At 64.1% G+C, this 13,207-nt stretch carries 7 protein-coding genes and 1 pseudogene; 1 reads left to right on the forward strand and 7 read right to left on the reverse strand.

All coding sequences use genetic code 11. The features are described 5' to 3' along the window. Positions 1 to 9 precede the first annotated feature (9 nt). From MKAN_RS27435 to MKAN_RS27470, 7 genes and pseudogenes are all read right to left on the reverse strand, one after another. Positions 10 to 849 (reverse strand): LpxL/LpxP family acyltransferase, encoded by an 840-nt coding sequence (locus MKAN_RS27435; protein ID WP_023373975.1) that lies wholly within the window; start codon positions 847 to 849, stop codon positions 10 to 12. Beyond that, complete coding sequence (locus MKAN_RS27440; protein ID WP_023373977.1) at positions 837 to 2,312, reverse strand: radical SAM/SPASM domain-containing protein; 1,476 nt, start codon at positions 2,310 to 2,312, stop codon at positions 837 to 839. Before MKAN_RS27440 ends, MKAN_RS27435 begins: the two co-directional genes overlap by 13 nt. 406 nt (positions 2,313 to 2,718) lie before the next feature. Continuing rightward, positions 2,719 to 4,986 (reverse strand): glycoside hydrolase family 3 C-terminal domain-containing protein, encoded by a 2,268-nt coding sequence (locus MKAN_RS27445; protein WP_198036536.1) that lies wholly within the window; start codon positions 4,984 to 4,986, stop codon positions 2,719 to 2,721. 1,154 nt (positions 4,987 to 6,140) lie between these two features. Continuing rightward, a pseudogene (locus MKAN_RS27455) lies at positions 6,141 to 6,860 on the reverse strand (DUF2293 domain-containing protein); the annotation flags it as partial. A gap of 312 nt (positions 6,861 to 7,172) precedes the next feature. Further along, entirely contained in the window at positions 7,173 to 7,829 is a 657-nt protein-coding gene (locus MKAN_RS27460; RefSeq protein ID WP_174893703.1) for a VldE C-terminal domain-containing protein, read from the reverse strand. 87 nt (positions 7,830 to 7,916) lie between these two features. Further along, positions 7,917 to 10,361 carry a glycogen/starch/alpha-glucan phosphorylase gene (locus MKAN_RS27465; protein WP_225722973.1) on the reverse strand — a complete coding sequence of 815 codons (2,445 nt, stop codon included), beginning with the start codon at positions 10,359 to 10,361 and terminating at the stop codon, positions 7,917 to 7,919. Positions 10,362 to 10,572: 211 nt separating this feature from the next. Next, positions 10,573 to 11,436, reverse strand: a complete 864-nt coding sequence (locus tag MKAN_RS27470) for an SCO6745 family protein (protein ID WP_023373993.1) — start codon at positions 11,434 to 11,436, stop codon at positions 10,573 to 10,575. Between the two features lie 188 nt (positions 11,437 to 11,624). Between MKAN_RS27470 and MKAN_RS27475 the strand changes: the two genes are divergently transcribed. Further along, the gene (locus MKAN_RS27475) at positions 11,625 to 13,175 is read left to right on the forward strand and encodes an MFS transporter (protein WP_023373995.1); all 1,551 of its coding nucleotides are present in this window, start codon (positions 11,625 to 11,627) and stop codon (positions 13,173 to 13,175) included. Positions 13,176 to 13,207 lie beyond the last annotated feature (32 nt).

A 13,207-nucleotide genomic window follows, 5' to 3' on the forward strand; every position in this document is an offset into this window, starting at 1 on the left:
GGGTCGGAATTACTGGAGTCCGGCAGCGCTGCGGCTAGGTGAATCATCTGAATTGTGGTGACTGTGCCAGCGCCGATCCAGCGACGGCCACAGTAACCATTGCGACGGATCCTGGCTGATCATCTGGGTCAGTTCGGCGTTGACCCGGTCGACGCAGCGCTGACGTGAAGTCTGCCCAGATTCGAACTGACACTTCACATGCCATCCGGTGCCCTCGGGAGCCATCACCACCACGGGATAGTCGTAGCGGGCGACGAGGCCAAAGATTCCGGAAGGCGTGCGGCACTGCCGGCCCAGAAACGGGCTCCACTCCGCCGAACGGGTGTGTTCGTAGCAGTAATCCAGCATTGCCGCAATCGGCTGTCCGTTGACACAGGCGGCCTCCAGGCGAGAACGCAGGTCGAGATCTCCCATCATCACCACGTTGCCGTGGAAGACGGAATTCAGCCAATCGGATCGTCGCGCCACGATGGCGATCGCGCCCCAGCGGCCGCACTGCCGGGCCAGGCGCGGCCAGCTCCGATGATGCCATCCGACGATCAGGCGGCCGGCGTGGTCAGCCGTGTTTGGTGCCGGATCTCGTTGCGCCTCTTTCCATTCGGTCGCCGCCCGCAGGTAGAAGTCGGCCCAGGCGGACAGCCAGGAGTGTTTGTCGAAACCTGCGGAGAATGTCGGGGCGGCCACGGCTTGGCAGACGATCTCCCAAACCCACCGGACCTTGTTGACCAACGCTTGGTTCAGCGCGAGCGCGCCCATGGTGCTCAGTTGAGCGGCGCGTCCGACACCCCGACTGTCCAGAGCGGCTTTGACGGCAACGACTACCGATTCATCATCGGTCAGCTCAAACATGTGCTGACCACCTCAGCCTCGCGCCGTTGCTCGTGCAGTCGAAAGTAGCTCAGCAGCGGCTGCCGCTCGGGCGGCGCGGCGACCTCCTCCAGCAGGATCGGGTAGAGCCACGTCGAGATCGCGCATTCGACCGAACTCACCGAATCTGCTGATCCCGACTCTGCAATTGCTTTGGCCACGCAGGTGCCGCCGCACAGGCCGAACAGCGCGCAGGTGGCGCACGGCGTTCCGCTGGATCGCAATCTCGAGTGCCGGTCGACGATTGCCAGCCTCTTACGGTGACCGGCCTCGGGCATCGGTTCTCCGGGGCCTGCCAGCTCAAAGTACGGATCATAAACGCAATCGCATGATCTGATCGCGCCTTCGGCGTCGAGCACGACGAATTCGGCAGCGGCGCCGCACGGTCCCTTGGCGCACAGGTCTCGCGGCTGGAATGTGAACAAATTCTTGATTCTGGTCAGCAGCGGATGGAAGGCCAGCTGCGTCAGTTCGCCAGTTGCCACCAAGTCGGCGAATCGGCGCATGAGATCGACCGCTTCCTGTGGGGTCAGTTGCTGGTCGCCGGCGTCGACGCCCCTGCCCGTTCGGTCGAGAAAACCTACTGCCAGGCCGCCGATCTCGTGTTCTTGAAGCCAGAGCGCAAAGCTGGGCAGCCGAGGTGCCGATGCCTTGGTCGCGACGGCCAGAAATCCGCAGCGATCTCTGGCGAACGCCGGGTACTCACGCAGGAGCTGCCGGACGGCTTGCAGCGGCGTCGGCCCATGCCTGACGACGCGCAGCGAATTGGCCTCTTCGTCCGACCCGTCCAGCGAGATTCCTACCGAAAACGATTCTCGCTCAAGGTAATCCACCACGGCCGGAGTGAAGAAGAGGCCATTCGTCTGAATCGAAAACGACACCAGGTGACCCACTGCGGCCGCACGCTCGCGAGCATAGCTCACGGTGCGTTTGATCTGGTCCCAACGCAACAGCGGCTCACCGCCGTGGAAAGCTATCGACAGATGGGAATTACGAGCGATGAGGACGTCCACCAACTCATGGATGCGGTCGTCGTCCAATCGTGCCCGAAAGCGGGTCTTGTCATAGTCATAGCAATAGGTGCAGGCGATATTGCACCCTCCGGTGAGCTTCAGCAGCAGCGCATTCGGCGCATCAGGCCTGGAGCGCACGGTCTTCGGATTCGGACGTCCGTCGGACAAGAGAAGACCGGCTGCCCACAGTTGTCGCAGCAGGGCGGCCGACGCCGGGTCCGCATCGGCCAACCGCGGCGCTCGTGGCCGGGCGAAGAAATCTGCAAGGATGTCGTACACCGGAGCCGGGACGATGCACCAGCCCGAGTTGAGGTCCCCAAGAATCGCGATCCGGTTACCGCTCAGCTTCCAACAACGATGGCTGGCCAGCCTCAGTGAGCCGCCGAGCGGTGGCGTTTCGTCGTAAAGCTGTGTCAGGGCTGGCTCACCCATGAGGGTTCGGGTTACCCATCGCAGCTCTCATAGGGTGACCGGATGCGATCATCGCAGGCATCGGCGTGCTCCTCGAGGACTCACGGAACACTGTCTCTGCGATCGTAGGCAGCCTGGTTGCTCCGATGAAAGACCTAACGGGCACAAATGTCGGCAGGCCGATTGGTTTGGGCCGGCAACATGGTCGGCAAGGTTGCGGGGCAATGGCGAGATCGGTGGTCAGCAACCTGCGGGGTCCTGGCCGACGTGCGGCGCCGCCGCTCATGTGTGGTCGTTGGCGCCGCCGGCGGCTTCGCCCGGGCTCCGGCCAGGCCGGTGATTCATCGTCGCTTCCGGTCCCACTCCGGGAGCACCGGACTCGAAAACAAGGCGGATTCACTCACCGGGGATCACTCCCGAGTCGCATTTACCCGCCTTGGAGGGTGACGGCTGCTGCCTGAGGCAGGTCGCGCGAAGAGTTTCCTGCCCATATCGAATATTCTCCGGGGATAAGCCGGAATGCGTTGCGGTCAACGTCGTAGATGGAAAGAAGCAGCGGTTCCACATGTACGGTGACGGCTTTCGACTCACCAGGTTCGAGTGCGACCTTTTTCCAGCCGATCAGCCTGCGCGGAGGCTCTTGCGCACTTTCAGGCAAACCCGCGTAGATTTCGGCTATCTCCTCTCCGGCGCGCCTGCCGGTATTGGTGACGCGGACGGTGACGTCAAGTGCGTCTCCAGGAGTGACGCTCAGTTCCGAGTAAGAGAAGGTGGTGTAGGACAGGCCAAATCCAAACGGAAACAGCGGCGTCCTATTCTCCGCGTCATACCATTTGTAGCCGACCTTCAGGCCTTCGTCATAATGCACATCGAAGACTTTTTCGCCAGCCCTGGGGCCGGGTAAGCCGGGCGTGGGGGCACGTGGCTCGGCCGGCGGTTTCGTCGCGTCGGGATGTGGCATATCAGCCTCGCTTTTCGGAAACGTGATCGGCAGCTTGCCGGACGGGTTGGCATCGCCGAAAAGAATGGCGGCTATCGCCTGTCCGCCACGTATGCCCGGATACCACGATTCAAGCACGGCGCTCACCCGATCCAGCCATGGCATGGTTACCGCTCCTCCCGTCTCAAGCACCACGATGGTATGCGGATTGGCGGCCACGACGGCCTGGATCAGCGCGTCCTGATTGTAGGGGAGGGAGAGGTCGGGAAGATCGGTACCTTCCGATTCATGCTGGACAGCAAAGACAATCGCGACTTCGGAGGATTTTGCCACCGCGGCCGCGGAGGCCGGATCGTTTCCGGGATTATATTCAACTTTTGCCTGAGGGGCTCGCTGGGTAATAGCATCTAATGGCGGCGAGCGGTGATAGACCCATTCCGGGGGGAGCGCCATGATATCGCCGCTATTGACGCCGGGCGTAATAACGGGATTGCCTCCGGCGGGATCGACCTGGGCCGAACCACCACCCGAGATGACACCAACGTCGGCACGGCCGCCAATGACCGCGATGGATTTGATCGAGGACGCGTCCAGTGGCAGTTGGTTCTCCGCATTCTTCAGAAGCACTGCGCCAGCCTCCTCAACCCGCTGCGCGACCTTGAAGCCATGCATTACGTCGACCACCTTCGGATGCGCAGGATAGTCGATGACCCCAGCGGCGAATTCAGTGCGAAGGACGCGGTGAACCATGGAGTTCAGCTGGTGCTGGGAAATCTCTCCGTCCTGAACCGCTTTTTTGAGTGGTTCGCCGAAATAGTCGTTGCCCGGCATTTCGATGTCAAGCCCGGCTCCGGCCGCTTTCACAGTGCTGTGCGTTCCGCCCCAATCGGAAACGACGAAGCCTTTGAATCCCCAGGCCTCCCTGAGGACATCGTGGAGGAGGTAATCGTTCTCGCACGCATACGTGCCGTTGATCAAGTTGTAGGAGCACATCACCGCTCCGACGTCTGAATTACGGATGCCGATCTGAAAGGCGAGCAAGTCTGACTCCTGCATCGAACGCTTGCCGATAATGGCGTTGGCGAAGTGGCGGCCATCTTCCTGGTCGTTGACTGCATAGTGCTTGATGTTGCCGATCACATGCTGATTCTGCAGACCTTTAATTTCCTCACCGACCAGGGTGCCGGCGAGGATCGGATCCTCACCTTTGTATTCGAAGGTGCGGCCATTACGCGGTTCACGGGTAAGGTTTACTCCGCCGCCCAACGACATGTTGAAGCCCTGGTCGCGAAGCTCGGTGCCGATGAGGTTGCCGTATTCGTATGCGATTTCTGGATCCCAGCTCGAGGCTTCAGCCACGCCGGAAGGCAGCGCCGTGGAATAGCGGCTACGCGGGGCTCCACGCGCAACACCAACGGCGGCATCGGACATCTGCAGGTCTGGAATCCCCAAGCGCTCGATACCGGGGATGAAACCCGCGCCCCCAAGAGAGCGCACACCAGGCACTGACGTGGTTCCCTCAAGAAGGATCCGCCATCCCAAGCCGTGAAGCAACTGCACTTTTTCGTCGAGCGTCATCTGCTGGATGACCAGATCAGCCCGCTCATCCGGAGAGAGATATTTGTTTTCCCATGGGCGTATGGGCCCGGTATTTATGGGCTGTCCGAATTGCGTGTAGATTGGAGCCGAGGCGGCAAGAAAGAGGAACGCCAGTAGGAGATTCGCTGCTTTCAGCAAAGACCTGCGCATAATCATCTATCGTGCTCCATAAACCTCGTCAGACCGATCAGCTCCTATCGTTTCGGTTTTGCTTCCTTGTGCACCATCGACCATCGCAACCAGGCCACCAGATCACCCGCTGCGCGCCTGCGCTTGTAGGCAATGAGGTTCGGCTTCGCCCGTTCTCCAGTAAAGGGCCTTTGGCCCTGATGCGTTTCCAGAGTGCCCCGTTCCTTACCTCGACTACCGACCACTCGACCCGCAACAGCTGACAACCCCGACCGGCAGACGTTTCTGGGTGCCTGCGGGTGTCAGGCCCGGGCGGACCGGGTAGGGCTGCCGGTGTGATGAACAAGCAGGAGTTGGCTCGGGAGCGTGGCCACTCCGGCGCCCAGACGCTGCTCTCCGGCTCCATGGCCTGGCTCGCCTACAACGGACACGATGGCTTCCCGCGGGTCGTCCCGGTCGGGTTTACTGGACCGGCGACCGCATCGTTGTCTCCACGGCACCGACCTCCCCGAAAGCCCGTGCGCTTTCGCGCCGTCCGCAGGTTGCATTGACGATCGACACCGGCTCCACCCCGCAAGGGGCGAAGGCCCTGTTGGTGCGTGGCCTCGCCACATCGGAAACCGTCGAGCCACATTGGAAACCGTCGACGGCGTCACCGACGAGTACCTCGCGGCAGCGAGGAGGTCAATGAGCGAACCCCAACTTGGCGAGTTCGAACGTAGCGTGCGGTCGACGTATGAGCAGATGGTGCGCATCTCGGTCAAGCCGCGCTAGGCGCGGCTTTATGACTTTGGCGCCGGCCGGTTACCGGCTTTCCGCGCGAAGCTGGTCAAGGATGGTTAGCCAGACTCTGGTCCGGGCATTGCACCGCGGAAGCGAATGGGGACCCGGTGGTGATGCCGTCACAGCCGGAGCGTGCTGTGTTGTCGCTGGTGTCAGGTGGCTGCCGCCGCGTGCTCCCCGCGAAGCCGCGGCCGCATCGGGTTCATCGAATTGTTAAGCAGTGCAAAGCTTATCGGTAGGGAACTCGGGGTGCCGCCGGGATCCAGCAACTGCATGTCACGGGATGCGATGTTGGCAGTCTGCGAGTAACCCACCACGTTCACGCGCCGACGGCGACGTGTGCACTGAGCGCGCCCGCGTCGGCGGCCTCGGGGTCGGCGCCATCACGGCCCGTCGCACTTGTCGCGCTCCCGGCGTCGGAGCCGCAACTCGGCGTCGGAGAGGCATTCCTGCTCGGCCCGTTCGATGGCCTCCGGCTCGGCGAGGATGCCCTGGCGTTCGTAGCGGTTGCGTGAACGACTCCACCGCACCACCACCGCCGAAAGCCGGCTGATCTTCTTGGCCCGACGGGTAAGCGCGGCATCACCAGACGGCAGGAACTCGAGATGGCCCAGGTCGGCGCAGTCCAGGCAGCGGGGTCCGTCGTCCTCCATGAACAGCAGGTCGCCGGTGCCATCGCACGCCGCGCAGGTCCACTCTTTGAGCGGCGAGATCACCACGAGATCCGGTGGACGGCTCTGCCGCCTGATCGCGTCCTGAGACAGGTCCGGAGAAACCCAGTGGGTACGGTAGGCGCGCTCGACGGCGGCATCGCCGGTGACGCTGAACCGCAGCTCGCGGCGGTCCCGGGTGCGGGCAATGTAATCGCTATCCGACGGATGGAGCCCGCGGTTCTGCGCCCACTGCCGCAACGCCGCCATCGCTGCCGCGACCTTGGCCGGGTTGACCTGCATGAGTTGCTCCAGGGCTGCCACACGACCCTGCCGCCAGATGTCGAGCCGCGACGGCGCAAGCCAGTTCAGGCCGACCAACACGTCGATCGCGCTGACGAATCGCCGTTCCGCGAGTACGGCCTCGGCCGCTCGCGTGACGCGCTGTTCCAGGTCCTGCGGTGTCATAGACGGGCCAAGCCTACCCGCCGGGTGAGCTCGGCGAAACGGCGGCCACCCGTAGACCACACCATCAGCTTTCCGAAAGCACTAGTGGCACAGGGATTCTCAACACCAACCGGCGGAACGGCCGGTAACCCGGAATGCATGCAGGCGGCTACCCGACCGCCGAGGACGCTGCATGACCCAGGCGCCCATCGTCCGCTCCCGTTGCCCGTTGGCCGCCACGCCGGACATGCGCCCACGGCGTGGGCTCAACGGTGATTTCCAGAGCCTCCGCAGCGAGCGGCGCCTGCTTGCTCTGATCGACCGATCAGCCGATCACTGTGGCGGCATCGGCCGCATGGATCCGATGAAGTAGCTTTCCTGCCCGGTGGGGTATCCGCCGCCGTCGGTGGCGATATGGACGTGGTCGTAGTGGTTGAGGGTTTCGGAGCCGTAATCCGCCGTCCAGCTCGGGGCGCCGATGCCCGGGTAGAGCTTCTGCCGCCAGATCACATGGAGCACGCCCCAGCGTTTGGCGTTCGCCAGGGCATACCCGGCGATCTGGTTGCCGAGCTCGACACCGGCGGGGGAGCCATGGTCGGGGATCATCACGTCGATCGCCAACCCGTTGGGATGCCACTTCAGGGGATCCTGCCGAAACCCGTAGATGGTGCTGATCTGGGGAAAGAGCACGCTGATGGCGCGGGCCGCCCAGATGGTCTTGATCTGCAGCCCCTGCTCGGATGCGACGCCGGCGGGTAATGCCATTTGGAAGTCCTGGCCGGCGACGGGTGCGCCTGCCGCCAACATGTCCACCTCCGCCGGACTGGCGGTGGGCGCTGTGCTGGGCGGCACGGCCGCGGTATTTGTCGAGGTTGCCGTCGGGGTCTGGACGCAGCACGGCCGCTCGGTGGCTTGGGCGTAGATCATGGCAGCAGAGACGACCAGTGAGACCGCGATTGCCAACCAGCGGCCTCGCCCGTTGGCTAACACGGCGGTGCCCACGCACAGCACTCTAGTGGCGTGTGCGACGCATGTGGCAGTCCTTTTGATCTTTTTGTTGCACTGGTACCCACGTGGTCAGTCGTTCGGGGATCCGATCGGCACCGGCGTGATGTTCCAGATGTCGTCGCAGTACTCGGCGATCGCCCGGTCCGAGGAGAACTTTCCGCTATGCGCGGAGTTGAGGATGGACTTGCGGGTCCAGCTTTCGGTGTCCCGCCAGGTGGCGTCGACCTCCCGCTGGGCGCGCAGATAGTCGGCGTAGTCGGCGATGACCAAGAACGGATCGTGGTCGGTCAGGTTGGCGATCAGCGGGGCGAACACCTCGGTGTCGCCGCGCGAGAACCGCCCGTCGGCGATCAGGCCGAGAACTGCTGTGAGCTCCCCGCTTTCGGCGATGTAGTCCCTGGGCCGATAGCCTTGGCCGAGCACCCGTTGCACCTCTTGCACGGTCAGCCCGAAGAGGAAGAAGTTCTCCGCACCGACCTGCTCGCGGATCTCGACGTTGGCGCCGTCGAGGGTGCCGATGGTCAGCGCCCCGTTCATCATGAATTTCATATTCCCGGTGCCCGATGCTTCTTTGCCGGCCGTCGAGATCTGCTCGGAGAGATCTGCTGCCGGATAGATCACTTGGGCGTTTTGCACGTTGAAGTTCGGGATGAACGCCACCTTCATGCGGTCGTTGACGTCGCGATCCGCGTTGACCGTTTCCGCGACGGAATTGACCAGCTTGATGATGAGTTTTGCCATTGTGTAACCGGGTGCCGCCTTGCCGCCGAAAATGTATGCGCGCGGCATTATTTCGAGATCCGGTCGCTGCTTGAGCCGGTAGTAGGCGGTGATGATGTGCAGCAGGTTGAGGTGCTGGCGCTTGTATTCGTGAATGCGCTTGACCTGGATATCGAAAAGCCAGTCCGGATCCAGGGCGATACCGGTGTTGGCTCGTACATAGTCCGATAGCCGCGCCTTGTTCTCCCGCTTGACGGCCCGCCACTGCTGCTGCAGTGCGGGATCACCCGCCAAGGGAGCCAGCGCATGCAACCGGTCCAAGTCGCGCAACCACCCCTCTCCGAGCCGCTGATCGAGCAGTCTGCGCAGGCCGGGATTGGCCAGGGCGACGAACCGGCGCGGTGTCGCCCCGTTGGTCTTGTTGCTGAAGCGCTCCGGCCACATGTCGTAGAAGTCTTTGAGCACAGTGGTTTTCAGTAGTTCGGAGTGCAATGCCGCGACACCGTTGACGGCATGGCTGCCGACGGTGGCCAGGTGCGCCATCCGAATTCGCCGGTCGCCGTCCTCGTCGATCAGCGACATCCGCCGGACGCGGTCCTCGTCACCGGGGAACCGCGCGCGTACCTGGTCGAGGAAGCGGCGGTTGATCTCGTAGATGATCTCCAGGTGCCGCGGCAAGAATCGTTGAAACATTGACAGCGGCCAGGTTTCGAGCGCTTCGGGCAGCAGGGTGTGGTTGGTGTAGGCCAGCGAGGCCACGGTGATCTGCCATGCCTCGTCCCAGTCGAGGTCGCGCTCGTCGACGAGCAGCCGCATCAGCTCGGCGACGGCGATCGAGGGGTGGGTGTCGTTGAGTTGTATCGCGACCCGGTTCGAGAGTTCCCGGACGGGCAGACCGGCGAAGTCTTCCAGCAGGTGCAGCATGTCCTGCAGCGAGCAGGACACGAAGAAATACTGCTGGGCCAGCCGCAGTTGCTTACCGACTTCCGGCTGATCATTGGGGTAGAGCACCTTGGTGAGGGTTTCGGACACCACCTGGTCATCCACGGCCCGGTAGTAGTCGCCGGCGTTGAATGCGTCCAGGGCCAGCGACTGGATGGCGCGGGCGCTCCACAGGGTCAGGGTGTTGCAGGTGTTGACCCCGTAACCCTGGATGGGCGTGCCGTAGTAGACGCCCTTGGCGGCGCGCTGCGGGATCCAGCGCACCCGGTACCTGCCCCGCCCGTCGGTGTAGGACTCGGTGCGGCCGCCCCAGCCGACTTGGTAGTTCAGTTCGGGCTTGGCGATCTCCCACGGATTGCCGTCGGCCAGCCAGTTGTCGGTTTTCTCGACCTGCCAGCCGTCGTGGATTTCCTGGTCGAAAATGCCGAACTCATAGCGGATGCCATAACCGATGGCCGGACGCTCCAGGGTGGCCAGTGAGTCCAGGTAGCAGGCCGCCAGCCGGCCCAGCCCGCCGTTGCCCAATCCCGGCTCCTCCTCGCAGGCCAGCACTTCGTCGAGGTCTTGGCCCAGCGCGGCCAACGCGGTGCGGGCCTGGCCCTCGAGTTGCAGGTTGAGCAGGTTGTTGCCCAGGTGCGGGCCGAGCAGGAACTCCGCCGACAGATAACACGCCACCTTGCGGGAAAGGTTGAGATAGGTCTGAGTGGTCTCGATCCACCGCCGCTGCATCCGGTCGCGCACGGCCAGCGCCAAGGCGCGGTAGTAATGCTTCGGCTGCAACAGGGTGGCCGGGCGGCCGAGTGAGTAGCGCAGGTGGTCTTCGATGGCCTGACGAAGGGCCTCCGAACTCATTCCGGTGCGGACGTCCTCGGCGCTGGTGGATGCCGCCGCCTCCGCGGAGGCTGCCGTCGACGCGTGGGCCGAAGATCGAATGACATCGCTCATGTTCGTATTCCCTAGATTTCAGCCGGGTGGTGGGTGCGAGTATCGCACCGCAGGAGTACCCGATGCGGCGCCAGTCGGCTGCTCGTCACGCCGGACGCCGGCCCGCCGCAACGTCGGCCTAGAAATCCCGTCGCAGTCTCATCGGCGTGACGGCCGGCATGTCACCGCCGTCGATCACCGTCCGCGCGATCGGGGTCAGCGCCTGCAGCAACGCCTCGAGCTCGCCGTCGTCCAGCGCGTCGTATGCGTGCAACCCCAGCGCGTCGGTGGTGGCCTCGATGTGGTTCTTCACATCGCGTCCGGCGGGTGTCGGGGAACCGTCCTCGTCGAGTAGGCCGCGGTCGACCAGGCTCTGCTGGCATGCGCGCCACTCGGCGTCGTCGTAGTGGCGGGTCTGCATGATGTAGTCGCGGGGCACCGCGTCGGCCGCGCAGTGCAACACGTTGGACTCTCGTCCGGAGATACCGGCGGCGACCAGCACCGCTACGTGCCCGTCGCCGCGATGCTCGCGCAGCAGCGTTGTCGCATGCCACAGCGCGGCCACCGGATCCTCGGGCCAGGGCAGGGCGCGGTTGGCGGCGAACAGCGGCCGGCCGTCGACTCGCGCCCGCCGCGCAGCGCTACCCGCTAATCGGGCTGCGGTGCGCACGTTTTCGTCGTCGTCGGTGAGTCCGTACCGTCGCAGCGCCGCCACCGCCGACTCGGCGCGCGCTCGCAACGCAAGGTGCGGCCCCGCGATCTCCCACGCCGCCGGTAGCGCCTTGGCCACCCGCGCAAGGGCGAAGTTGTAGAACACCGCGCTCACGACTTCGGGTGGCACCTGGCCCAGCGGGGCCGACCGAGCAGCGAAGTAACCCATCCAAAACCCGCGGTAACCGAGATTTGTCAGGGCCGCACGCGCCTCCGGCGCGAAGTACGTCACGGCGTGGACGGGCTCGAAGCGATCGTACAGACGATGGGCGAGCTCAGGTTCGCGTTGCATTCCTGAAGCTAACCACCCGGTTTGGGGATGGCGCCTCGGGCATGGTGGTCAGCGACGACCTAGGTCGCGTACGGGGGTTGCCCGCGAGTTGGCTAGTGTCGCGGACGGTGTTTGGTGCCGGCACGCCGCCGGCATCCCCCAGGCGCGGTAGCGGGGCCAGTCGCCGCCTACCCAGAACGGAGCCAGCCATGAGTGCGAGCGCGCAAACCGGAACCATCACCACCCAGGTGCCGGCACGCCTGGACCGGCTGCCCTGGGGGCGGTTCCACTGGCGCGTCGTCATCGGCCTGGGCGGCGTATGGATTCTCGATGGCCTCGAAGTCACGATGGTCGGCAACGTGTCGTCACGCCTGACCGAGCACGGTAGCGGTATCGAGCTCAACGCCGCAGACATCGGCTTGGCAGCGTCGTTCTATATCGCCGGGGCCTGCCTGGGCGCATTGTTCTTCGGTCACCTGACCGACCGGTTCGGCCGGCGGAATCTGTTTCTGCTCACCCTCGCGGTGTACTTGATCGCAACCGTCGCAACGGCTTTCGCGTTTGCGCCGTGGTATTTCTTCCTGACGCGCTTTTTCACCGGCTCGGGCATCGGCGGCGAGTATGCCGCCATCAATTCCGCGATCGACGAGCTGATCCCGGCGCGGGTGCGCGGTCGGGTGGATTTGGTGATCAACGGGACCTACTGGCTGGGGTCGGCTGCCGGGGCGGCTGGCGCCCTCGTGGTGCTGGACACGTCGAACTTCCCGCCGAACATCGGATGGCGGCTCGCCTTCGGTGTGGGCGCCATCTTCGGGATTTTCGTTCTGCTTGTCCGGCGCAACGTTCCGGAAAGCCCCCGCTGGTTGTTCATTCACGGGCGCGAGCACGAAGCCGAGCGGATCGTCGGCGAGATAGAGGGCGAAGTCGAGCGCGATACCGGCCAACCGCTGCCCGAGCCGCAAGGGCGACCACTCAAAGTACGTCAGCGCCATACGATTTCGTTCTGGGAGATTGCCAGGGTGGCGTTCACGCTCTATCCGCGGCGCGCGGTCCTCGGCTTGGCGCTGTTCATCGGGCAGGCGTTTCTCTACAACGGTGTGACGTTCAACCTCGGCACCCTGTTGAGCGGTTTCTACGGGGTGGCGTCCGCACACGTGCCGGTGTTCTTCATCGTGTGGGCGCTCAGTAATTTCGTCGGCCCCCTGGTGCTCGGGCGGCTGTTCGACACGATCGGCCGCAAACCCATGATCACCTTCTCTTACATCGGGTCGGCTGTGGTGGCCGTGGTGCTCGCGGCGCTGTTCGTGACCGGCACTGGCGGCGTCTGGACATTCATCATCGTGCTGGCGGTGGCCTTCTTCCTGGCCTCGGCGGGGGCCAGCGCCGCCTACCTGACCGTCAGTGAGATCTTCCCGATGGAGACACGGGCGCTGGCGATCGCGTTTTTCTACGCGACCGGCACCGCGATCGGCGGCATCAGCGGCCCGTTGTTGTTCGGTCAGCTGATCAATTCCGGCCAGCGCAGCCAGGTGTTCTGGTCGTTCCTCATCGGCGCCGTGGTGATGGCCGCCGCCGGCCTGGTCGAGCTGTGGCTCGGGGTGGCAGCGGAACGGCGCCCGCTCGAAGAACTGGCGTTGCCGCTGACGGTGGCCGACGCCGAGCAGGACGAAGAACCGACGGATGCCCGGGATCGTCAGCGGGCGGGCACAGCGCCGGTGCACGACGATGATCCGCACGGTGGTCACGCAGAACGACCCTGACGCCGAAGTGGTGATTGGTGTTCGATTACCTC

It is taken from the genome of Mycobacterium kansasii ATCC 12478, from assembly GCF_000157895.3.
In the GTDB taxonomy this organism is placed as follows: Bacteria; Actinomycetota; Actinomycetes; order Mycobacteriales; family Mycobacteriaceae; genus Mycobacterium; species Mycobacterium kansasii.